Consider the following 21605-nt stretch of genomic DNA (forward strand, 5'->3'; position numbering starts at 1 on the left):
ACATGCGCATTCCGCTTTCTTGGATACGTGAATACACCCGGTTCCCCGCGTCGGGCACCGCCGAGGACCTGATGGCCGAGCTGGTCAAGGTCGGGCTCGAGGAGGAGGACGTACACCGTCCCACCGATGAGCTGAGCGGCCCGATAGTCGTCGGCGAGGTGCTGGAGAAGATCCCCGAACCCCAGTCCAACGGCAAGACCATCAACTGGTGCCAGGTCCGCGTGGTCCCCGAGGGGGCCGCCCAGACCCTGACCCACGAGGGCATCGACCCCTCGGGCGTCCAGGGCGTCGTCTGCGGCGCGCACAACTTCGAGGTCGGCGACAAGGTCGTGGTGACCCTCCCCGGAGCGGTGCTCCCCGGCGATTTCCGGATCGCCGCGCGCAAGACCTACGGCCACGTCTCCGCCGGCATGATCGCCTCGGTGCGCGAACTCGGCATCGGCGAGGACCACGACGGGATCCTGGTGCTCTCCACCCTCGGGCTCGACCCGGAGCCGGGCACCGACGCCATGGAGCTGCTGGGCCTCTACGACTCCGCCGCGGAGATCAACGTGACCCCCGACCGGGGCTACGCCTTCTCGCTGCGCGGGATCGCCCGCGAGTACTCCCACGCCACCGGCTCGCCGTTCATCGACCCCGCTGCCCAGATCAGCACGGGGAAGATCAACACCGACGACGACGACGCCGCCGCCCGTCCCGGTCACGAGGTCACGCTCACCGATCACACCCCCATCTACGGGGTGGACGGCTGCAGCCGCTTCGTCACGCACAAGGTCACCGGGATCAACCCGGAGGCTCCCACCCCGCCGTGGATGGCCTCCCGGCTGCGCCTGGCCGGAATGCGGTCGATCAGCATCGCCGTGGACGTCTCCAACTACGTGATGCTCGAACTGGGACAGCCCAACCACTGCTACGACGCGGCCAAGCTCGACGCCGGCATCGAGGTCCGCCGCGCCGCGCCCGGCGAGAAGCTCACCACCCTGGACGAGAAGGTCCGCACCCTCAACGCCGAGGACCTGGTGATCACGGATCAGTCCGGCCCCATCGGGATCGCCGGCGTGATGGGCGGAGCCCGCACCGAAGTGGACGCCACCACCTCCACCGTCATCGTCGAAGCCGCGCACTTCGACCCGATCAGCATCAGCCGCAGCAAGCGCCGGCACAAGCTGCCCTCGGAGGCGTCGAAGCGCTTCGAACGCGGCGTGGACCCGCTGCTGCCCCCGCTCGCCGCGCAGCGCGTGGTGGACCTGCTGGTGCAGCTCGCCGGCGGCACCGACACCCGTGAGGTCACCGATGCGGGCGCCCCCGTGCTGCCGCAGCCCATCCGCCTGGACCCGGCCCTGCCGGAGAGGCTCACCGGGGTGCCCTACACCCGGGAGCAGATCAGCTCCACCCTCGGCGCCATCGGCGCCGAGCTCCGCCAGGAGGGGGAGCACCTGCTGGTGACCCCGCCGAGCTGGCGACCAGACCTGACCATCCCCGCAGCCCTGGTGGAGGAGATCGCCAGGCTCGTCGGCTATGACCAGATCCCCTCCCGGCTTCCGGTGCCGCCGGCCGGCCGCGGACTCACCACCTCCCAGCAGCGCCGACGCGGCGTCTACGCCGGGATGGCCGCCGCAGGGTTCACCGAGGTGCTCAGCTACCCCTTCTACTCCGAGGCCGCCAACACCCGCTTCGGGCAGGCCGAGGAGACCGGGAAGCCGATGCCCATGCTGCGCCTGGCGAACCCGATCGCCAGCCAGCACCCGGCGCTGCGCACCACCGTGCTTCCCGGGCTGCTCGAGGCGCTGCGCCGCAACGTCTCCCGCGGCTTCACCGACGTCGCCCTCTTCGAAGCCGGAGCGGTCTTCCACCCGAAGTCCCAGCTCGGCTCCGCCGCCATCCCTGACCTGGGGGTCTACCCGGGCGAAGAGGTGCTGGCAGAGCTCGACGCCGGCATCCCCGATCAGCCGCTGCACATCGCGGCCGCGCTCAGCGGCGCCGAGGCGGCCGAGCTGCCTGGTGTGCCGGGGCGCCGTCGTGATTGGGCAGACGCGGTGGACGCCGCGCAGAAGGTCGCTGACCTGCTGCGCGTGCAGCTCGAGGTGGTGCAGGGCCAGCATCAGGCCTTCCACCCCGGCCGCACCGCCGAGATCCGGTTCAACGGAGAGCGCGTCGGCCATGCCGGTGAGCTGCACCCGAAGGTCATCGAGGAGCTGGACCTGCCCGCCCGCACCTCGGTGATGGAGCTCGACCTCTCCGCGCTGATCAACGGCTCCCCGGCACAGATCAGCGCCGAGCCGATCTCCACCTTCCCGCCCACCACCCAGGACGTGTCGCTGATCGTGGCTCACGCGCTTCCGGCCGCCGAGCTCGAGGCCACCCTGACCGAGGGTGCAGGCGAGCTGCTGGAGAACATCGAGCTCTTCGACGTGTACTCCGGTGAGCACATCGAGGCTGGACACAAGTCGCTGGCCTTCGCACTGCGCTTCCGCGCCGAGGACCGCACGCTCACCGCCGAGGAGGCCTCCGAGGCTCGCGCCGGCGCCGTCGCACTGGCGCAGCAGCGCCACAGTGCTGTTCAGAGATAGCAGCGCCGTCCAGCGGCAGCCACAGGCGGTTCGTTCCTGATGTCGCAGATGGTCCGGCAGGCGCTCAGTCTGCCGGGCCATCTCGCTGTGGAGCACCCGAGCCTGGTCCGTCGAGCCACTGGCCGCGGTGCATCACCTCGCGCACCGTCCACGCCTGATCCAGCAGCACCAGGTCCGCACGTCCACCGGGGAGCAGCCTGCCGACGTCGTCGATCCCGATCATCTCTGCGGGGTTGGCGGTGGCGGCCATCAGCGCCTGGGCCGGGGTGATCCCGGCGTTCAGGATGCTGCGGCGCACCGCCTCGGCGAGTGTCACGGCCGAACCCGCGATCGCGCCCAGCGTCCCGTCGGGCTCCACGAGCCGGGCGACGCCGCGCGCGACGTCCACAATCGCAGCGCCCAGGGCGTAGCGGCCCTCCGGTGCGGCAGCGCCTGCCATCGCGTCGGACACCAGGACCAACCGCCGGGACCCGCCGTTGCGGGCCGCCGAGTGCCAGACATAGCGGACCATCTCCGGGTCCAGGTGCACCCCATCGTGGATCAGCTCCAAGAAGGCCGTGGGGTCTTCGAGCAGCGCCAGCGCCGGGCCGGGGTCGCGGTGATGCAGCCCCGACATCGCGTTGAACAGATGAGTCGCGGCGCTCGCCCCGGCGGTCAGGGCGGCCCGGGTCTGCGCGCCGTCGGCTCCGGTGTGCCCGATTCCCACGGTCCACCCTGCGGCCCGCAGTCGGGCAGCGGCCCCGGTGGCGCCGGGCAGCTCGGGCGCGAGGGTCACGTATCTGATCAGATCCGCCGCAGCGTGCTCAAGCACCGCCGAGACGGCCGCGGGCGTCGGATCGCTGAGCATGGACGCCTCATGGGCGCCACGGTGGGCGATGCTCAGCCACGGCCCCTCCAGATGGACCCCGGCCAGCTCGTCAGCCTCCACCAGAGGGCGCAGCTGCTCCGCCTGGTCCAGCAGCGTCGGGATCGGCGCACTGACCAGGGAGGCGAGCATGGTGGTGGAGCCCCGCCGGCGGTGCGCCGCCAGGACCGTCCGCGCAGCCCCAGCGCCCTCGGTGAAGGCCGAGCCGCCGCCGCCGTGGGCATGGACGTCGACGAACCCGGGTGCCAGCACCTGGTCGGTGAGGTGCAGATCCGGGCGCGCAGGAGGGTGGCCGTGGCCGGCGTCGAGGATTCTCCCCTCGGCCAGGCGCAGCCAGTACGGCCCGATGGACCCCTCCGGGGTCAGCGCCGCCTCGGCGAAGAGCAGCCGGGTCACCGAAGGATTCCCGGGATCAGCACGGTGAGCGCCGCTTATGGCTTCAGCAGCAGCTTGCCGGTGGTCCGGCGGTTCTCCAGGTCATCGTGCGCCCGGCCCGCCTCGGCGAGCGGGTAGCTGGCGCCGATGCTGAGCTTCAGATCGCCGCTGGTCAGTGCGCGGAAGAGCTCTGCGTAGCGCCAGGTGCGCTCCTCGGCGTTGCGCAGGTACCAGTGCGTGGCCGGACGGGTGACGTAGAGTCCGCCGCGGCGGTTGAGCTCCTGCGGATCCAGCGGGGGCACCTGGCCGGAGGCGCCGCCGTAGAGCACGAACATCCCGCGGATCGCCAGGGAGTCCAAGGACCCGAGGTAGGTGTCCTTGCCGACGCCGTCGAAGACGGCGGCCACACCCTCGCCCTTGGTGATCTCGCGAACCCGCTCGGCGAAGTTCTCATAGCCCATCACGTAGTCCGCTCCGGCGGCCTGAGCGATCTGGGCCTTCTCCTCGGTCGAGCAGGTGGTGATCACCCGTGCGCCCTTGGCCTTGAGCAGCTGGGTCAGGATCTGGCCCACCCCTCCGGCACCGGCGTGGGTCAGCACGGTCTCCCCGGGGGAGACCCGGTAGGTGGAGTTGACCAGGTAGTGGGCGGTGATGCCCTGCAGCGGCAGAGCCGCCGCCTGCTCATCGGTGACCTCATCCGGGACGCGCACGGCCTTGCCTGCATCGACCAAGAAGTGCGAGGCGTAGGTGCCGGTGGAGGCCTCCAGGGTGGTGATCCGCTGCCCGACGGAGAGTGACTCCACGCCCTCGCCGACGGCGAGGACGCGGCCGGCGCCTTCGGTGCCAGGGGTGAAGGGATACTCCACCGGATACACACCGCTGCGCTGGTAGGTCTCGATGAAGTTGACCCCTGCTGCGGCAGTCTCCACCAGCACCTGGTTCGGTCCAGGCTCAGGCAGCGGCGCCTGAGCCTCGACGAGCACCTCGGGGCCCCCTGCCTGCTCGGCATGCACCACTCGTGCTCTGTCGGGCAGATCTTCTGGGAAAACGCTCTGTTCATTCATGGCGGCAAGCGTACCCAACGCAGGCCCGGAGCGGCGAAGTCGGCGGGCCCGACTTATGCATAATTATTGGAGATGACGCATATATCTGCCTAGACTGCTGGGCATGACCTATTCGATCGCTGTCTCCGGAGCCTCAGGCTACGCCGGGGGAGAAGTCCTGCGGCTGCTGGCCGGCCACCCCGAGGTGGAGATCGGCGCAGTCACCGCCCACTCGAGTGCGGGGGAGCGGCTGGGAGCGGTGCAGCCGCACCTGGTCACGCTGGCGGACCGGGTGCTCATCGACACCACCGCGGAGAATCTCGCCGGACACGACGTCGTCTTCCTGGCCCTGCCGCACGGCGCCTCGGCGGAGATCGCCGCCCAGCTCGGCGAGGACACTATCGTGATCGACGCCGCCGCTGACCACCGGCTGGAATCGGCTGCCGCCTGGGAGAAGTTCTACGGCTCCGCCCATCAGGGGACCTGGCCCTACGGGCTGCCCGAGCTGCCCGGACAGCGGGCCAAGCTCGCCGGCGCCCGGCGCATCGCGGTGCCCGGCTGCTACCCCACCACCATCATGCTCGGCCTCGCCCCGGCCCTGGCCGCCGGACTTCTCCAGCCCGATGACATCGTGATCGTCGCGGCCACCGGCAGCTCCGGTGCAGGCAAGGCGCTCAAACCACACCTGCTCAGCGCCGAGGTCATCGGCGGGATGAGCCCCTACGGTGTCGGCGGGGTGCACCGGCACACCCCGGAGATCGAGCAGGGCCTCGGCCACGCGGCCGGTGTTGACGTCCAGGTCTCCTTCACCCCCACCCTGGCCCCGATGGCCCGCGGCATCCTGGCCACCTCCACCGCGAAGCTCGCCCCCGGCACCACCGAGGCCGCGCTGCGCGCGGCCTACCGCGAGCACTACGACGGCGAGGCCTTCGTCCACCTGCTGCCCGAGGGCCAGTGGCCGGCCACCAAACAGGTGGTGGGCTCCAACCACGTGACGCTGCAGCTGGCGGTGGACGAACACGCCGGGCGCGCCGTCGTCGTCTCGGCCGCGGACAACCTGACCAAGGGCACCGCCGGCGGCGCCGTGCAGTCCATGAACATCGCCCTGGGTCTCCCCGAGACCACCGGGCTCAACCTGCTGGGAGTCTCCCCATGAGTGTCACCGCCGCGACAGGATTCAGCGCCGCAGGCGTCGCCGCCGGGCTGAAGTCCGTCGATGCCCAGGGCGACCCGCCGCGCGACGTCGCGCTGGTGCTCAACCACGGGCCGGACAAGCACGCCGCGGCGGTGTTCACCACCAACCGGGTGGCCGCCGCACCGGTGCTCTGGTCCCAGCAGGTCATCGCCGACGGTCGCGCCGACGCCGTGGTGCTGAACTCCGGCGGCGCCAATGCCTGTACCGGGGCACCGGGCTTCGCCGACACCCACCAGACCGCCGAGGTGGTGGCCGAGAAGCTCCAGGCCACCGGGGCGGACATCTCCGCCGGAGACGTGTTGGTCTGCTCCACCGGACTCATCGGGGTGCGCCTGGACATGCCCGCACTGCTGGGCGGGATCGACGCCGCGGTGGCCCAGCTCGAAACCGCCGACGCCGCCGGGCAGCGGGCGGCGCAGGCGATCATGACCACCGACTCGGTCATGAAGATCTCCACGGCTTCCGCCGTGGACTTCACCGTGGGCGGGATGGCCAAGGGTGCTGGCATGCTCGCCCCCGGAATGGCCACCATGCTCTCGGTGGTCACCACCGACGCCGTCATCGCCCAGCCGGACCTCGACGCGGCGCTGCGCGAAGCGGTCCGGCTCAGCTTCAACCGTGCGGACTCCGATGGCTGCATGTCCACCAATGACACGGTGATCGCCATGGCCTCCGGCGCGCACCCGCAGGCAGACCCCTCCGGGGTGGACCTGGCAGAGTTCCAGGCCGCGCTGAACCAGGTGTGCCAGGACCTCGCGACCCAGCTCATCGCCGACGCCGAGGGCGCCCACCACGAGATCGCGATCACCACGATCAACGCCGCCACCGAGGAGCAGGCCGAGACCGCCGGGCGCTCCGTGGCCCGCTCCAACCTCTTCAAGACCGCGATCTTCGGACAGGACCCCAACTGGGGCCGGATCCTCTCCGCGGTCGGCACCACCGACGTGGACTTCGACCCCTCCACCATCGACGTCAGCGTCAACGGCGTGTGGATCTGCCGCGCCGGCGGGATCGGCGACGACCGGGAGCTGGTGGACCTGAGCGGCCGCCACGTGAAGGTGGTCATCGATCTGAAGGCCGGTCCGGCCGAGGCGACGATCCTCACCAACGACCTGACCCATGACTATGTGCATGAGAACTCTGCCTACTCCAGCTGAAGAAGGACCCCGATGACCTCCAGCATGAAACCGCGCGACGCCGGGAGCCTGAGCTCCGCCGGTGAGAAGGCCTCCGTCCTGGTCGAGGCGCTGCCCTGGATCCAGAAGTTCGCCGGAGAGACCATCGTGATCAAGTACGGCGGCAACGCCATGATCAACGACGAGCTCCGCCGCGCCTTCGCCGAGGACGTGGTCTTCCTGCGCCACGTCGGGGTCAACCCGGTGGTGGTGCACGGGGGAGGCCCGCAGATCAACGCGATGCTGGAGACCCTCGGCATCGAGTCCGAGTTCCGCGCCGGGCAGCGGGTCACCACCCCCGAAGCCATGGACGTGGTCCGGATGGTGCTCACCGGGCAGGTCGGGCGCGAGCTCATCGGACTGATCAACAGCCACGGCCCCTACGCGGTGGGCCTCTCCGGCGAGGACGCCGCGCTGCTGCGCGCCACCCGCACCACCGTGGAGATCGACGGCGAGACCGTGGACCTCGGCCTCGTCGGCGAGGTCAGCGGGGTCAACCCCGATGCGATCACCGACCTGCTCGCCGCCGGGCGGATCCCGGTGATCTCGACCATCGCCCCTGAGTTCGACTCCACCGCCGCCGACGCCGCTCCCACCGGCGAGGTGCTCAACGTCAACGCCGATCTCGCGGCGGCCGCCGTCGCCTCGGCGCTCGGTGCGGCCAAGCTGGTGATGCTCACCGATGTGGAGGGCCTCTACGCCAACTGGCCGGACAAGTCCTCGCTGATCTCCTCACTCAGCGCCACCGACCTGCGTGCCATGCTGCCCAGCCTGGAATCGGGGATGATCCCGAAGATGACAGCGGCGCTGAAGGCCGTGGAGGCCGGCGTTCCACGTGCCCACGTGGTCGATGGCCGGGCGCCGCATTCGATGCTCCTGGAGATCGTCACCACCGAGGGCGTCGGCACCCAGATCGTTCCCGACGGGGAGGCCCTATGAGCCAGCAGAACACGCCCGAGCCGAACACCGCTGACCTCAGCACCGCCGATCTCAGCAGCGCCGATCTCAGCAGCGCCGACCTCAACAGCGCCGCGCTCGCCGTCGAGGACGGTGATCAGCTGCTGGCCCGGTACACCGAGTCGCTGCTCGGCGTCTTCGGGACCCCGCAGCGGGTGCTGGTCCGCGGCTCAGGCGCCACCGTCTTCGACGCCGACGGCCGGGAGTACCTCGACCTGCTCGGCGGCATCGCGGTCAACGCCCTGGGCCACGCCCACCCGCTGATCACCAGCGTGGTCTCCGCCCAGCTGAGCACCCTGGGGCACATCTCGAACTTCTTCACCAGCCCCACCCAGATCGCGCTCGCCGAGAAGCTGCGGCACCTCGCCCAGGCACCCGCCGGCTCCAAGGCGTTCTTCACCAACTCCGGCGCCGAGGCCAACGAGGCCGCGTTCAAACTGGCACGCCGCCATGGCGGCAGCGAACGGCCCCGGATCATCGCCCTGGAGCACGGCTTCCACGGACGCACCATGGGTGCGCTGGCGATGACCCACAAGCCCAGCTATCGCGAACCCTTCGAGCCCCTGCCCGGCGGAGTCGAATGGGTCCCGGCCGGAGACGCCGAGGCGCTGCGCGCGGCGGTGGATGAGACCGTGGCCGCCGTGATCATCGAACCCGTCCAGGGCGAGGCCGGAGTCCACGGCCACCCGGCCGGATACCTGAAGGCGGCACGCGAGATCACCCGCGCCGCCGGGGCGCTGCTGATCTTCGACGAGGTGCAGACCGGCATCGGCCGCACCGGCTCCTGGTTCGCCTCCGCGCCGGCAGATTCGACCCCGGTGCTCCCGGACGCGATGACCCTGGCCAAGGGCCTCGGCGGCGGGTTCCCGATCGGGGCGATGCTCACCTTCGGGGAACACCCCAGCTCGCTGCTGAACCCCGGCCAGCACGGCACCACCTTCGGCGGAAACCCCGCCGCCACCGCGGCCGCCCTGGCCACCCTGCACGTCATCGAGTCCACCGACCTGCTCCGCCATGTCCGGGAGGTCAGCGCCTACACGGCCAGCCGGCTCGCCGCGCTGGACTTCGTCACCGAAGTGCGCGCACACGGGCTGCTGATCGGATTCGACCTCGCGGCCGCACCGGGTGAGACGCTGGCCCCCGCGATGGTCGCCGCGGCCCTGGAGGCCGGGTTCATCATCAACGCCACCGGCCCTTCGACGCTGCGCCTGGCCCCGCCGCTGATCATCACCGCGGAGCAGATCCAGCTGTTCATCGACGCCCTTCCCGAGATCCACCGCAGGAGCACCTCATGACCGTCCGTCACTTCCTCACCGACCTGGACCTCAGCCCCGTCGAGCTGGACCAGGTGCTGACCCTCGCCGGACATATGAAGGCCAACCCCTATGCGATCAAGGCACTGGCCGGCCCGCAGACGGCTGCGGTGTTCTTCGACAAGACCTCCACCCGGACCCGCTTCTCCTTCGTCGCCGGGATCTCCGCGCTCGGCGGCGCCCCGCTGGTGGTGAACCCCGGCGAGTCCCAGCTCGGGCACAAGGAGACCATCGCCGACACCGCCCGGGTGCTCGACCGCATGGTCAGCCTGATCATCTGGCGCACCTACGCCCAGTCAGGCCTGGAGGAGATGGCCCAGCACAGCGCGGTCCCGGTCATCAACGCGCTCTCCGACGACTACCATCCCTGCCAGCTGCTCGCCGATCTGCTGACCCTGCGCGAACACCTCGGCACCACCCAGGGCCGCTCCCTGGCCTACCTGGGAGACGCGGCGAACAACATGGCGAACTCCTACCTGCTCGCCGGGGTCAACGCCGGCATGGACGTGCGCATCGCCGGCCCCGAAGGCTTCCTGCCCGAGCAGCACATCATCGACGCCGCACAGGCCCGCGCCGCGCAGACCGGCGGCAAGGTGCTGATCACCACCGATCCGGTCCAGGCGCTGGACGGCGCCGACGCGGTGGCCACCGACACCTGGGTCTCCATGGGGCAGGAGGAGGAGAAGCAGCAGCGGCTCCAGCTCTTCGGGGACTACCGGGTCGACGCCGCCGCCATGGCCCACGCCGCGCCGGGCGCCGTCGTCCTGCACTGTCTCCCGGCCTACCGCGGGGTGGAGATCAGCGCCGAGGTCATCGACGGGCCGCAATCGGTGGTCTGGGACCAGGCGGAGAACCGGCTGCACGCGCAGAAGGCGCTGATGGCCTGGCTGCTGGTGCGCTCCGGGCTGGCCGACGAACAGACCGCGGAACTGGTCCGCGCGGGGGAGCGCTGAGATGTCGCCGACCACCAAGACCGCCCGGCACGCGAAGATCCGCGAGCTGATCTCGCGCTCCCAGGTCCGCTCTCAGGCCGAGCTCGCCGAACGCCTCGCCGACGCCGGCGTCACGGTCACCCAGGGGACGCTCTCGCGTGACCTGGTCGAGATCGGAGCCGCCCGGGTGCGCGGAGTCCAGGGCGGGCTGATCTACGCGGTGCCCTCCGACGGCCACGACCGTGAGCTGCAGGCCGACCAGACCGAGGCGACGACGACGGCGCGGCTGATCGCACTGTGCAAGGACCTCTTGGTCTCTGCCGAGCCCAGCGCGAACCTGGTCATCCTGCGCACCCCTCCCGGAGCGGCGCAGTTCCTGGCCAGCGCGGTGGACCACGCCGGGATCCCGGAGGTCCTGGGGTGCATCGCCGGAGACGACACGATCATGGTGGTCACCACCGAGCCGGACGGGGGAGCGGCGGTCGCGCGGCGCTTCACCGGCTTCGCCGAGGGCCGCAGCTGAGGCAGCCTCGGGCGGAGGCGCAGCGCCGGTCGGCGGCACAGGGGCCCCTCGGCTGCTCGGCCTGAGAGGGGCGACTCAGCGCTGGTGGCTGTCCAGGATGGCGCGCATCGAGTCCAGGCCGAAGATCTCGGCCACCGCGTAGGCGCTCTGCCGCCCCAGGCGGGGGTCTGAGCCGGCGTCGAGCAGCGCCTTCGTGGCCGGTACGTTCTGTCGGAACACCGCGCAGCCCAGAGCGGTCTGACCTTGATCGTTGATCCGGTCCACATCTGCGCCGCGGGCCAGGAGCCCTTCGGCCTGCTCGGTGTGGTCGTTGTAGACGGAGAGGATGAGCAGCGTGTCACCCTTCTCGTTGCTCAGGTTCACCGGCAGGCCGCGATCCACGAGGTCAAGCAGCTCCTCGGTCTTGCCCGCCCGGGCGACGCCGAACATCGAGGCCAGGAACTCCATCTGCTCCTCGGTCAGCTCAGGCGCCCCGCCGGTGGAAGGCTGCTGGTTCGCCGGGAGATCGGCCGAGTGCTGGGAGTCCTGTGACATGGCCGCAAGTCTATCTGAGACAGGGCCGGCGACCTGATCCGCTGGGGGCGCGGAGAGGATAACCTGACGGGGACCCCGAACCTCACCGACACGTTTATGCAGACCTGCGAATAATTATGTAGGCTGTCGTCGAGCCAAAGTTCCGTTCCCCAAGGAGATTCGTTGTGACTGATCGTATTGTTCTCGCCTATTCCGGCGGCCTCGACACCTCTGTGGCCATCGGCTGGATCGCCGAAGCCACAGGCCAGGAGGTCGTCGCCGTCGCCGTCGACGTCGGCCAGGGCGGTGAATCACTGGAGACGGTGCGTCAGCGCGCCCTGGACTGCGGCGCCGTGGAGGCCTATGTCGCCGACGCCCGTGACGAGTTCGCCGATCAGTACTGCATGCCCACGCTGAAGGCCAACGGCCTCTATATGGACTCCTACCCGCTGGTCTCCGCGATCTCTCGTCCGGTGATCACCAAGCACCTGGTCGCCGCCGCCCAGCAGTTCGGCGCCACCACGGTGGCCCACGGCTGCACCGGCAAGGGCAACGACCAGGTCCGCTTCGAGGTCGGCATCCAGACCCTGGGCCCGGAGCTCAAGTGCATCGCCCCGGTCCGCGACCTCGCCCTGACCCGCGAGCTGGCCATCGAATACGCCGAGAAGCACAACCTGCCGATCGAGACCACCAAGAAGAACCCCTTCTCGATCGACCAGAACGTCTGGGGCCGCGCCGTGGAGACCGGCTTCCTGGAAGACATCTGGAACGGACCCACCAAGGACGTCTACGAGTACACCGAGGACCCCTCCTTCCCGCCCTCAGCCGACGTCGTCACCATCACCTTCGACCAGGGCGTCCCGGTGGCCCTCGACGGACAGACCGTGACCGCGCTCGAGGCCATCGAGCAGCTCAACCGCCGCGCCGGTGCGCAGGGCGTGGGCCGGATCGACATCGTCGAGGACCGCCTGGTGGGGATCAAGTCCCGCGAGATCTACGAGGCCCCCGGCGCGATGGCGCTGATCGCCGCGCACCGCGAGCTCGAGAACATCACCCTGGAGCGCGAGCAGGCCCGGTTCAAGAAGACGGTGGACCAGCGCTGGACCGAGCTGGTCTATGACGGCCAGTGGTTCTCCCCGCTCAAGCGCAACCTCGACGCCTTCATCGACGAGACCCAGAAGTACGTCTCCGGCGAGATCCGGCTCGAGCTGCACGGCGGCCGCGCCACCGTGCAGGGCCGCCGCTCCGAGACCAGCCTGTATGACTTCAACCTGGCCACCTACGACGCCGGCGACGCCTTCGATCAGTCCAGCGCCCGCGGATTCATCGACATCTTCGGCCTGTCCTCCAAGGTGGCCTCCCAGCGCGAGCAGCGCATCCACGGCAAGCCGGACTTCTCCGGCCTCGGCAACCTGGACCGCTGAGCATGAACCCGGAGAGCACCAAGCACGGCACCAACGAGGGCGCGCTCTGGGGCGGAAGGTTCGCCTCAGGGCCGGCAGATGCGCTGGCCGCGCTGAGCAAGTCCACGCACTTCGACTTCCGGCTGGCCCGCTATGACATCGCCGGATCCCGCGCGCACGCCAGGGTGCTGCACCGCACCGGTCTGCTTGATGACGTCGAGCTGCACGGGATGCTTTCTGCCCTCGACCAGCTCGAGGCCGACGTGCTCTCCGGGGACTTCGCTCCGGCGCAGAGCGACGAAGACGTGCACGGGGCGCTGGAGCGCGGACTGCTTGCCCGCGCCGGCGAGGACCTGGGCGGGAAGCTGCGCGCCGGACGCTCGCGCAATGACCAGATCGCCACCATGGGGCGGATGTTCCTGCGTGATCATGCCCGGGTCATCGGCGCCGGGGTGCTCGGCACCATCGAGGCGCTGATCACTCAGGCCGAGGCCCACCCGAATGCGCCGATGCCGGGCCGGACGCATCTGCAGCATGCGCAGCCGGTGCTGCTGAGTCACCACCTGTTGGCCCACGCCTGGGCGCTGCTGCGTGATCTGCAGCGGATCGTGGACTGGGACCGGCGGGCGGCCACCTCGCCCTACGGCTCCGGCGCCCTGGCCGGATCCTCGCTGGGTCTGGACCCGCAGCGCGTGGCCGAGGAGCTCGGCTTCGGCCAGGCGGCCTGGAACTCCATCGACGGCACCGCGGCGCGCGATGTCTACGCGGAGTTCTCCTGGGTCAGCGCCATGATCGGCGTGGATCTCTCCCGGATCAGCGAGGAGATCATCTTCTGGGCCACCAAGGAGGCCGGCTTCGTCACCCTCGATGATGCCTTCTCCACCGGCAGCTCGATCATGCCGCAGAAGAAGAACCCCGACGTGGCCGAGCTCGCCCGCGGCAAGTCCGGTCGCCTCATCGGTGACCTGACCGGGCTGCTGGCCACGCTCAAGGGCCTGCCGCTGGCCTATAACCGGGACCTGCAGGAGGACAAGGAGCCGCTCTTCGACGCGGTGGACACCCTGGAGCTGCTGCTTCCGGCGGTCTCCGGGATGATCGCCACCCTGGTCTTCCACACCGACCGGATGGCCGAGCTGGCCCCGCGCGGCTTCGCACTCGCCACCGACATCGCCGAATGGCTGGTCCGCCAGGGCGTGCCCTTCCGAGTGGCACATGAGCTCTCCGGCGAAGCCGTCCGGGTGGCTGAAGCGCGCGACGTCGAACTCTGGGACCTCACCGACGAAGAGCTCAGCGGCATCTCTGTCCAGCTGACCCCGGCGGTGCGTGAGGTGCTGACCACCTTCGGATCGCTGAACTCACGATCCTCCCGCGGCGGCACGGCGCCGTCAGCGGTGGCCGAGCAGCTCGAGGAGCTCACGCTGCAGCTGAGCCCGATCAAGGAGTTCATCCGCTCCGCGGGCAGCAATGTCGGTCCAGACAGCGTCAGCTGAGCTGTTCGCTGAACCGGGCGCTGGAGTGAACCCCACATGACCCAGGCCGCTTCGAGGCGGCGCAGAGCCGTCCCGGCCGTCCTGGCCGGGGCGGCTCTGCTTGCGCTCACCGGATGCGCCGAGCCTCGGCAGGCCCCGGTCCTGGAGTACCCCAGCGCCCCCGCTCAGCGGCTCCCAGAAGCGGCCGCGCCCGCCGAGGCCCCCGCGCCCGGGCAGCCATGGGCCCCCATCGCCGGGCTCGCCGACGAGCAGTGGCTCGAGGCGGTGGCGGACCGCACCGGCATCCCGCAGCGCGCCCTCGCCGCCTACACCGGAGCGGCGCTGCTGGTCGAGCAGACCCGACCCGAATGCGGACTGGGCTGGAACACCCTGGCCGGCATCGGGCAGGTCGAATCCCAGCACGGCACCTACGCGGACGCCCAGGTTCAGCCAGACGGTCAGGTCGCCCCCGCCATCATCGGCATCCCGCTGGACGGGTCCCCGGGCCTGGCCGAGATCCCCGACACCGACGGCGGCGCACTGGACGGGGACACCGAGTGGGACCGGGCGGTGGGGCCGATGCAGTTCATCCCGGCCACCTGGGAGCTCTACGCCCAGGACGGCTCACGCAGCGGAGCCTCAGATCCGCATCAGTTCGACGACGCCGCGCTCACCGCCGCCGTCTACCTGTGCGAGAGCGGGGAAGACCTGACCAGTGACGAGGGCTGGGTGGACGCCGTCGTCGCCTATAACCAGTCGATGGAGTACGTCAACGACGTCGCCGCCCACGCCCAGGACTACGTCAGCCCTGACGGGCCTTCAGCCGCGGATTCTTCTTATTGATCACGTAGGTGCGCCCCCGGCGTCGCACCACCTGTGATCCCGGCTTGTTCTTCAATGCACGCAGTGAATTGCGGACCTTCATTATGACCTCCTAGTGAGAATGAGTAGCATTAGCGTTAACAATACTCGAAGGGAGTCGGCGATGACGATGTCAGGCGAGGTGCCAGCTGTGCAGGTGGTCGCGGTGATGGGGGCCTGCGGTCCTGAGCGGAAGGACTTCGCCGCAGCACTGGCCCAGCGGCGCGGCGCCGTGCTGCTGCAGGCTGATCGCCTCGCGACGGATGAGACGGCGCTGGATTCTGCGCTGCGGCTGCTGCGGCTCGTGCCCGACAGGCCCGAGCTGGTGGTCGAGTATCCACTGGCCAGCGCCATCACCGAGGTCATCGGCTCGCTGACGGCGTCAGACGGGCTGAGCGGTCTGGACCGTGACCACGGGCCGCAGCCCCAGCTCACCGAGGTCATCTGTGTCGTGGATGCCGCTCACCTGCTCGACGACCTCGCATCCGATGACTACGTGGTGCTCGAGGCTGACCAGCACGGGAGGCACCCGGGGGAGCTGGCCTACGTCTGCCGCGCCGAAGTCATCGTCAAGCAGATCGAATATGCCTCCACGGTCATGATGGTGAACTGGCGCCTGATCGACCCGGGTGAGCTGGCCATTCTGGTGGCGCTGGTGGCCCACCTGAGTCCGCACGCGCAGGTGCGGTTCAGCGGAGATCCTGGGGCTCGGACTCTGCGTTCGAAGGTGCCCGGCTATTCGGGGGAGGAGTCCCGTGCCGGTTGGACCTGCCTCTTGAACGGCGACTTCCAGCCACGCCATCGGCACGCCCGCGTCTCGGCCTTCCGCTATGAACAGCTCCGCCCCTTCCACCCCGGCCGCCTCAAACAGCTGTTGGATCTACGCGTCGAGGTCGAGGAGTTCGGCCGCGTGATCCGCTCCGCAGGATTCGCCCGGCTCGCCACCCGAGGCCACATCACCGCGCAGTGGGAGCACATCGGGCAGATCATCTCGCTGGCTCCGCTGGCCTTCGATCATCAGCTCGAGGACCCCGAGGAGATGCTCGCCTTCGGTCAGGACATCGCCTTCATCGGGATGGACCTCGACGCCGAAGGACTCACAGCGGCCTTGGACGAGGCCACGCTCACCGATGTCGAGCTCACCGACGGTCCGCAGCTCTGGCGCACCTTCAGCGACCCCTTCCCGGTCTGGGAGTCGGTCACCGAGGCCGAAGACTGAGCCGAGCACCGGCCCGGGACCAGGTCTGCCATCATGGGCAGATGGACTCTGCGCGACTGAACGCCCTCTTCGACGCCCACGCCACCGAGCTGGCTCCGGCGCTGCTGGGCTGTGAGCTCACCGTGCTGACGGAGGGCGGGTCCGTGCGGGTGCGGCTGACGGAGGTCGAGGCCTACGGGGACCAGGGCGAGGATCCTGGCGCGCACAGCTACAACGGCAAGACCGCTCGCAATGCGGCGCTCTTCGGACCTCCCCGGCACACCTACGTCTACCTCAACTACGGGATCCACCGCTGCCTGAACTTCGCCTGCGCCGACGAGGGCACCGCGGGAGGCGTGCTGCTGCGCGCCGGCGAGGTCCTTGCCGGCCGTGAGCTGGCGATCGAGCGCCGCGGCGGCCGCGACACCGGAGCGAAGCTGCTCTCAGGGCCCGGCCGGCTGGGCCAGGGACTGGGCATCACCCTGCCGATGGACGCGCTGCCCGTGCACCTGAGGAACTCCGCCGCCAGCGCTGACCCCGCACGGTTCACCCTGACCCCGCCCGCCGAGCCGGTGAACCCCGAGCAGATCCGCAGCGGCGCGCGCGTCGGAGTCTCCGGGGCCGGCGGCAGCATCGGCTATCCCTGGCGCTACTGGCTCGACGCCGACCCCACGGTCTCGGCCTACCGCCCCGGACGCAATGTTCCTGCGGAGGTCAGCCCCTGACCCGGCTGGAATCTCGACAGATTCGGTTCAGCGGAATAGAGGTATGCTTGGTGGTCAGCAAATTCGCGACGGAGAGCTGCGCTGCTTGATGAGTGATTCACAGTCCTCGGCCACGGCCGAGATCATGCCTGAAGACGACGACGTTCCGGTGCCCGGCCTCGAAGCCGGAGTGGAGGAGGAGCGCGAGTACGTCGGCGTGCTCTACTCCCGGCTCGATGAGCTCCGCGCGGAGAAAGAGGTCCAGCTCGCCAAGGTGCGCCGGGTCGGCTCCAGCGGCACCATGCAGAACGCCTCCGAGCGCGACGCCTTCGCCGCGATGTACGAGGACCGGCTCGCGCAGCTCAATGCGGTCGACGATCGGCTGGTCTTCGGCCGCCTCGATCACGACTCGGGAGAGTGCCGCTATATCGGGCGCATCGGACTGACCTCCGCGAGTCACCAGCGGCTGATGCTGGACTGGCGCGCCCCCGAGGCCGGCGTCTTCTACCAGGCGACCGCCTTCGAACGCCAAGGCGTGCGCCGTCGTCGACATCTGATGCTCAAGCGCCGTGAGGTGCACGGGGTGGAGGACGACATCCTCGACGCGACCATGTTGGAGGAGGCCAGCCACAACCATGGCGACGGCGCCCTGCTGGCCGCGCTGACCGCACGACGCACCGGGCAGATGGGCGACATCGTCGCGACCATCCAGTCCGAGCAGGACCGCATCATCCGCGCCGAGCTGCCCGGCGTCATGGTGGTCCAGGGCGGACCCGGCACCGGCAAGACCGCCGTGGCGCTGCACCGTGCGGCCTACCTGCTCTACAGCCACCGCGACCGGCTGAAGTCCGCCGGCGTGCTGATCGTGGGCCCGAACTCCACCTTCATGTCCTATATCGACCGGGTGCTGCCCTCCCTGGGTGAGACCGGTGTGGTGCTGTCCTCCCTCTCAGAGCTCTTCCCCGGGGTGCGCGGCACCGAGGAGAGGGACTCGCGGGTCGAAGAGATCAAGGGACGCCTGGACTGGGTCCAGATCATCGACGCCGCCGTCACCCACCGCCAGCGCACCCTCCCGGATGTCCGCGACGTCACCGTCGACGGCACCCGCGTCGGGGTCACCCCGAAGATGGTCAATCGGGCCCTCGAGCGGGCCCGCGCCACCGGCAAGCCTTATAACGAGGCGCGCACCACCTTCGTCAAGGTTCTGGTCAAGGAGATCGCCGAGAAGCTCGAACGAATCATCGAGAAGCGCTCCGAGGGCAACGACGCCGACCGGTCCTACCTGCTCGAAGACGTCCGCAGCGCTCGCGACGTCCGGGTGCTGCTGAACCTGTGCTGGATGCCGCGCAGCCCGCAGGGACTGCTCGAAGATCTCTACGCCAAGCCGAAGTACCTGGCCGACGTCGCGCCCGAGCTCACCGCTGCGGAGCGGGACCTGCTGCAGCGCCAGCCCGGCAGCCCGTTCACGAGCGCAGATGTTCCGCTGCTGGATGAGGCCGCAGAGCTGCTGGGCACCCTGGATGAATCGGCCGGGCGCGAGGCCGCACGACAGAAGGCCGCTGCGGCCCGCTCGTTGGACAACGCCCAGCGCGCAGTGGAGAACGCCACCCCGCAGCTCGAGGAGATGGGCATCGAAGGGTTCCTCGACGCCCAGGCAGTGGTGGACATGAACGCCGAGTCCGGCCCCCGGCTGACCGCGGCCGAACGCGCCCAGGTGGACCGCAGCTGGACCTACGGCCACGTGGTGGTCGATGAGGCGCAGGAGCTCTCGCCGATGCAGTGGCACGTGCTGATGCGCCGCTGCCCGCTGAAGTCCTTCACCATCGTCGGTGACATCGCCCAGGGCTCCTCGCCGTCGGCCGCGTCGAGCTGGCAGGAGGCCATGGCGCCCTTCGTGGGCAAGCGGATGCGCGTGGAGGAGCTCACGGTCAACTACCGCACACCCGGCACCATCGTGGAACTCGCCGAGCGGGTCGCCCAGGCCAATGGGCTCCAGACCACCTCGCTGCGCACCGTGCGCGAAGGGGACTACCCGCCGGTGATCGAGAAGGTCCAGGCCGATCAGCTCATCACCGCCGCCACCGCCGCGGTGCGCGCAGAACATGAGCGAGTGGGGGAGGGGCTCGTCGCGGCGATCGTGCCGCAGCGGCTGCTCGCCGCCGCCCGCCGCGCACTGGTGACCGAGTTCGGTCCACGCGTGGGTAGGGGTGCCGGTTCATTGACCGAGGACATCCTGGCGCTCTCCGCCGACGAGGCCAAGGGCCTGGAGTTCGACGCCGTGGTGCTGATCGAGCCGGCAGAGATCCTTGAGGAGACCGCCGGACGGGTGGGCAGCCTCTACGTCGCCCTCACCCGACCCACCCATGCGCTGCACGTCCTGGCCGCCCGGGAACTCCCGGCCGGGTTCTGACCGATTCTGCCGCGTTCTGGCGGACCAGGCCCGAGATGATTGGTAACGTACCTGCTGTGACCCAGATGAGCCTCGAATCCACGAACCCGGCGCTGGCCGCTCAGCGCAACGACGACAGCTTCGAGTCGCTCTGGCAGGAGCTGAACTGGCGGGGACTCGTCCATGTCTCCACCGATGCAGACGCGCTGGAGCAGGCGCTCTCGGGTGAGCCCATCGTCTATTACTGCGGCTTCGACCCCACGGCGGCCTCCCTGCACCTGGGCCACCTGGTGCAGCTTCTGACCATGCGCCGCATCCAGCTGGCAGGGCACAAGCCGCTCGCGCTGGTGGGCGGTTCCACCGGTCTGATCGGAGATCCGAGGCCGTCGAGCGAACGCACGCTGAACACCCCCGAGGTCGTCTCCGGGTGGGTGGATTCCCTGCAGCAGCAGATCAAGCACTACATCTCCTTCGACGGGGAGAGTGCGGCCACCATGGTGAACAACCTGGACTGGACCGAAGGTGTGAGCGCGATCGAGTTCCTGCGTGACATCGGGAAGTACTTCCGTGTGGGCACGATGATCAAGAAGGACATCGTGGCCAAGCGGCTGAACTCCGATGAGGGCATCTCCTACACCGAGTTCAGCTACCAGATCCTGCAGGGCTTCGACTACCTGCAGCTCTTCCGCCAGTACCACTGCACGTTGCAGTTCGGGGGCTCGGATCAGTGGGGCAATCTGACCTCCGGCACCGAGCTGGTCCGCCGCGCCGAAGGTGCCCAGGTGCACGCACTGGGCACACCTCTGATCACCAACTCCGACGGCACCAAGTTCGGCAAGTCCGAGGGCAACGCCATCTGGCTCGAGCCGCAGCTGTGCTCGCCCTATGCCTTCTACCAGTTCTGGCTCAACCAGTCCGACGCCGATGTGATCGACAGGCTCAAGGTCTTCACCTTCCGGACCCGGGAAGAGATCGCCGAGCTTGAGCGCTCGGTGCAGGATGCACCCTTCAAGCGAGAGGCCCAGCGAGCACTCGCCTGGGACGTGACCTCCCTGGTGCATGGCGAAGATGCCACAAGGAAGGTGATCGACGCTTCCGGTGCGATCTTCGGCAAGGGGGAGCTGACCCTGATCGATGAGCCCACCCTGCAGGCGGTGGCCTCCGAGCTTCCCCATGCACACGTGCCTGCCGGGGAAGCGACTGCAGTCCGACTGCTGGTGGACACCGGCCTGGTCAAGTCCAATGGAGAGGCACGTCGGGCGATCAGCGACGGCGGCGCCTACGTCAACAACGAGAAGATCACCGATGCCGATGCGCCGGTGGCCGACTCGATGTGGCTGCACGAGAAGTTCCTGCTGGTCCGGCGCGGCAAGAAGAACCTCGCGCTGGTCCATCGGGGATGAGTCCGGGTTCGATGTGAAAACCGCCAGGTCACGGGGATCCAGGGGTGTGATGCAGGTCGCACTGGTTTTGGTTTGCGGACTCGGCGGGGCGTGTGTAAAGTTCTATCTCGTGCTCAAGGGGGCACGGCGGGAAGCTGAGGCGGACCGCGAAGATCCCCGGATTTGATAACCACATAGCTTCTCCCCACACAGGATCTGTTCCTTGTTGCGGTGCGCTGGCCCTCTGGGGTTGGTCATCGGCTCAAGCGAGGTGTTCCCGGGGGGTTCGAGACCACGGTTTGTGTGGTGTTCATGCAGAGTTGACCTCGAGTTGACGAAGACGAACACCGCGACGTAGAGTTGAGAACCGCGCAGACGACGAGTTCGAGTCGATCGCAGCGAGTATTCGCTGGGAATGATTCATTCGAAGTCGGGTCAGGACGGCGGAAACGCTGAATTGACGAAGCGGGAGCTTGTTGGTAAGCTTACAAAGTTGCTTCGGAGCGATTCAGAGAAAAACTTCTGATGGTGCCGGTAGCGGTTGTTGTTTGAGAACTCAATAGTGTGCCAAGTTTGTTGATACCAAATTATTTATTTGGTTATAACAGCGACATTATCACCCCCGTGATAATGATCGCAAATTTAGCCAAGGATTCATTAACTGGTGTCCGTGGTTGATGATGGATGGATCGTGAGGGCCTTGTTTTTCTGGCAGGGTCTGGTCTGTTTGTTGTTGAT

At 69.0% G+C, this 21605-nt stretch carries 18 protein-coding genes; 14 read left to right on the plus strand and 4 right to left on the minus strand.

From position 1 onward, the window contains the following. The first annotated feature begins 2 nt into the window (after nucleotides 1-2). Nucleotides 3-2570 (plus strand): phenylalanine--tRNA ligase subunit beta, encoded by a 2568-nt coding sequence (gene pheT, locus LTH96_RS12405; protein WP_241466279.1) that lies wholly within the window; start codon nucleotides 3-5, stop codon nucleotides 2568-2570. Between the two features lie 64 nt (nucleotides 2571-2634). Here pheT and LTH96_RS12410 read toward each other — a convergent pair whose 3' ends face one another. Together LTH96_RS12410 and LTH96_RS12415 are read right to left on the minus strand one after the other, a co-directional pair. Continuing rightward, entirely contained in the window at nucleotides 2635-3831 is a 1197-nt protein-coding gene (locus tag LTH96_RS12410) for an amidohydrolase family protein (protein ID WP_241466280.1), read from the minus strand. A 35-nt stretch (nucleotides 3832-3866) separates the two neighbouring features. Continuing rightward, nucleotides 3867-4874 (minus strand): quinone oxidoreductase, encoded by a 1008-nt coding sequence (locus tag LTH96_RS12415; protein WP_241466281.1) that lies wholly within the window; start codon nucleotides 4872-4874, stop codon nucleotides 3867-3869. Between the two features lie 103 nt (nucleotides 4875-4977). Between LTH96_RS12415 and argC the strand changes: the two genes are divergently transcribed. Genes argC through LTH96_RS12445 form a run of 6 tightly spaced genes read left to right on the plus strand, consistent with a single transcriptional unit; the run spans nucleotide 4978 to nucleotide 10948 of the window. Beyond that, nucleotides 4978-6009 carry an N-acetyl-gamma-glutamyl-phosphate reductase gene (gene argC / locus LTH96_RS12420; protein ID WP_241466282.1) on the plus strand — a complete coding sequence of 344 codons (1032 nt, stop codon included), beginning with the start codon at nucleotides 4978-4980 and terminating at the stop codon, nucleotides 6007-6009. Then, nucleotides 6006-7205, plus strand: a complete 1200-nt coding sequence (argJ, locus tag LTH96_RS12425) for a bifunctional glutamate N-acetyltransferase/amino-acid acetyltransferase ArgJ (RefSeq protein WP_241466283.1) — start codon at nucleotides 6006-6008, stop codon at nucleotides 7203-7205. Before argC ends, argJ begins: the two co-directional genes overlap by 4 nt. 12 nt (nucleotides 7206-7217) lie before the next feature. Continuing rightward, the gene (argB, locus tag LTH96_RS12430) at nucleotides 7218-8162 is read left to right on the plus strand and encodes an acetylglutamate kinase (protein ID WP_241466284.1); all 945 of its coding nucleotides are present in this window, start codon (nucleotides 7218-7220) and stop codon (nucleotides 8160-8162) included. Beyond that, complete coding sequence (locus tag LTH96_RS12435) at nucleotides 8159-9475, plus strand: acetylornithine transaminase (RefSeq protein ID WP_241466285.1); 1317 nt, start codon at nucleotides 8159-8161, stop codon at nucleotides 9473-9475. The genes argB and LTH96_RS12435 overlap by 4 nt, the downstream gene beginning before the upstream one ends. Then, nucleotides 9472-10446 (plus strand): ornithine carbamoyltransferase, encoded by a 975-nt coding sequence (gene argF, locus LTH96_RS12440; protein ID WP_241466286.1) that lies wholly within the window; start codon nucleotides 9472-9474, stop codon nucleotides 10444-10446. The genes LTH96_RS12435 and argF overlap by 4 nt, the downstream gene beginning before the upstream one ends. A 1-nt stretch (nucleotide 10447) precedes the next feature. Beyond that, entirely contained in the window at nucleotides 10448-10948 is a 501-nt protein-coding gene (locus LTH96_RS12445) for an arginine repressor (RefSeq protein WP_241466287.1), read from the plus strand. A gap of 75 nt (nucleotides 10949-11023) precedes the next feature. Here the strand turns inward: LTH96_RS12445 and LTH96_RS12450 are convergent, their stop codons facing one another. Continuing rightward, nucleotides 11024-11482, minus strand: coding sequence for an ankyrin repeat domain-containing protein (locus LTH96_RS12450; protein ID WP_241466288.1), 459 nt, complete (start codon nucleotides 11480-11482; stop codon nucleotides 11024-11026). Nucleotides 11483-11646: 164 nt separating this feature from the next. Between LTH96_RS12450 and LTH96_RS12455 the strand changes: the two genes are divergently transcribed. From LTH96_RS12455 to LTH96_RS12465, 3 genes are read left to right on the plus strand one after another with little or no spacing between them, the layout of a single operon-like run. Continuing rightward, nucleotides 11647-12885, plus strand: a complete 1239-nt coding sequence (locus tag LTH96_RS12455; RefSeq protein ID WP_241466289.1) for an argininosuccinate synthase — start codon at nucleotides 11647-11649, stop codon at nucleotides 12883-12885. A 2-nt stretch (nucleotides 12886-12887) separates the two neighbouring features. After that, the gene (argH, locus tag LTH96_RS12460) at nucleotides 12888-14354 is read left to right on the plus strand and encodes an argininosuccinate lyase (protein WP_241466290.1); all 1467 of its coding nucleotides are present in this window, start codon (nucleotides 12888-12890) and stop codon (nucleotides 14352-14354) included. A 36-nt stretch (nucleotides 14355-14390) separates the two neighbouring features. Further along, nucleotides 14391-15176, plus strand: coding sequence for a lytic transglycosylase domain-containing protein (locus LTH96_RS12465; protein ID WP_241466291.1), 786 nt, complete (start codon nucleotides 14391-14393; stop codon nucleotides 15174-15176). Here the strand turns inward: LTH96_RS12465 and ykgO are convergent. Next, entirely contained in the window at nucleotides 15136-15258 is a 123-nt protein-coding gene (ykgO, locus tag LTH96_RS12470) for a type B 50S ribosomal protein L36 (RefSeq protein WP_084479720.1), read from the minus strand. The two genes, LTH96_RS12465 and ykgO, sit on opposite strands and share 41 nt — an antisense overlap. 60 nt (nucleotides 15259-15318) lie before the next feature. Here ykgO and LTH96_RS12475 point away from each other — a divergent pair, with 60 nt between their 5' ends. The 4 genes from LTH96_RS12475 to tyrS all read left to right on the plus strand — a co-directional run bounded on the left by LTH96_RS12475 (nucleotide 15319) and on the right by tyrS (nucleotide 20888). Then, nucleotides 15319-16413 (plus strand): GTP-binding protein, encoded by a 1095-nt coding sequence (locus LTH96_RS12475; protein ID WP_241466292.1) that lies wholly within the window; start codon nucleotides 15319-15321, stop codon nucleotides 16411-16413. 41 nt (nucleotides 16414-16454) lie between these two features. Further along, nucleotides 16455-17117 (plus strand): DNA-3-methyladenine glycosylase, encoded by a 663-nt coding sequence (locus LTH96_RS12480; RefSeq protein WP_241466293.1) that lies wholly within the window; start codon nucleotides 16455-16457, stop codon nucleotides 17115-17117. Nucleotides 17118-17241: 124 nt separating this feature from the next. Then, nucleotides 17242-19506 carry an AAA family ATPase gene (locus LTH96_RS12485; RefSeq protein ID WP_241466300.1) on the plus strand — a complete coding sequence of 755 codons (2265 nt, stop codon included), beginning with the start codon at nucleotides 17242-17244 and terminating at the stop codon, nucleotides 19504-19506. A 65-nt stretch (nucleotides 19507-19571) separates the two neighbouring features. Continuing rightward, entirely contained in the window at nucleotides 19572-20888 is a 1317-nt protein-coding gene (gene tyrS, locus LTH96_RS12490; RefSeq protein ID WP_241466301.1) for a tyrosine--tRNA ligase, read from the plus strand. Nucleotides 20889-21605: the final 717 nt, after the last annotated feature.

This window comes from Nesterenkonia sp. LB17 (genome assembly GCF_022565915.1).
Classification (GTDB): Bacteria; Actinomycetota; Actinomycetes; order Actinomycetales; family Micrococcaceae; genus Nesterenkonia.

What these genes read in the sequence shown, in the direction of transcription:
- LTH96_RS12465 (WP_241466291.1), top strand. Translation starts at nt 14,391, where the DNA reads ATGACCCAGGCCGCTTCGAGGCGGCGCAGAGCCGTCCCGGCCGTCCTG.
- argH (WP_241466290.1), top strand. Translation starts at nt 12,888, where the DNA reads ATGAACCCGGAGAGCACCAAGCACGGCACCAACGAGGGCGCGCTCTGG.
- pheT (WP_241466279.1), top strand. Translation starts at nt 3, where the DNA reads ATGCGCATTCCGCTTTCTTGGATACGTGAATACACCCGGTTCCCCGCG.
- LTH96_RS12485 (WP_241466300.1), top strand. Translation starts at nt 17,242, where the DNA reads ATGCCTGAAGACGACGACGTTCCGGTGCCCGGCCTCGAAGCCGGAGTG.
- argJ (WP_241466283.1), top strand. Translation starts at nt 6,006, where the DNA reads ATGAGTGTCACCGCCGCGACAGGATTCAGCGCCGCAGGCGTCGCCGCC.
- argB (WP_241466284.1), top strand. Translation starts at nt 7,218, where the DNA reads ATGACCTCCAGCATGAAACCGCGCGACGCCGGGAGCCTGAGCTCCGCC.
- LTH96_RS12450 (WP_241466288.1), bottom strand. Translation starts at nt 11,482, where the DNA reads ATGTCACAGGACTCCCAGCACTCGGCCGATCTCCCGGCGAACCAGCAG.
- tyrS (WP_241466301.1), top strand. Translation starts at nt 19,572, where the DNA reads ATGAGCCTCGAATCCACGAACCCGGCGCTGGCCGCTCAGCGCAACGAC.
- LTH96_RS12475 (WP_241466292.1), top strand. Translation starts at nt 15,319, where the DNA reads ATGACGATGTCAGGCGAGGTGCCAGCTGTGCAGGTGGTCGCGGTGATG.
- LTH96_RS12445 (WP_241466287.1), top strand. Translation starts at nt 10,448, where the DNA reads ATGTCGCCGACCACCAAGACCGCCCGGCACGCGAAGATCCGCGAGCTG.
- LTH96_RS12415 (WP_241466281.1), bottom strand. Translation starts at nt 4,874, where the DNA reads ATGAATGAACAGAGCGTTTTCCCAGAAGATCTGCCCGACAGAGCACGA.
- LTH96_RS12480 (WP_241466293.1), top strand. Translation starts at nt 16,455, where the DNA reads ATGGACTCTGCGCGACTGAACGCCCTCTTCGACGCCCACGCCACCGAG.
- LTH96_RS12435 (WP_241466285.1), top strand. Translation starts at nt 8,159, where the DNA reads ATGAGCCAGCAGAACACGCCCGAGCCGAACACCGCTGACCTCAGCACC.
- ykgO (WP_084479720.1), bottom strand. Translation starts at nt 15,258, where the DNA reads ATGAAGGTCCGCAATTCACTGCGTGCATTGAAGAACAAGCCGGGATCA.
- argC (WP_241466282.1), top strand. Translation starts at nt 4,978, where the DNA reads ATGACCTATTCGATCGCTGTCTCCGGAGCCTCAGGCTACGCCGGGGGA.
- argF (WP_241466286.1), top strand. Translation starts at nt 9,472, where the DNA reads ATGACCGTCCGTCACTTCCTCACCGACCTGGACCTCAGCCCCGTCGAG.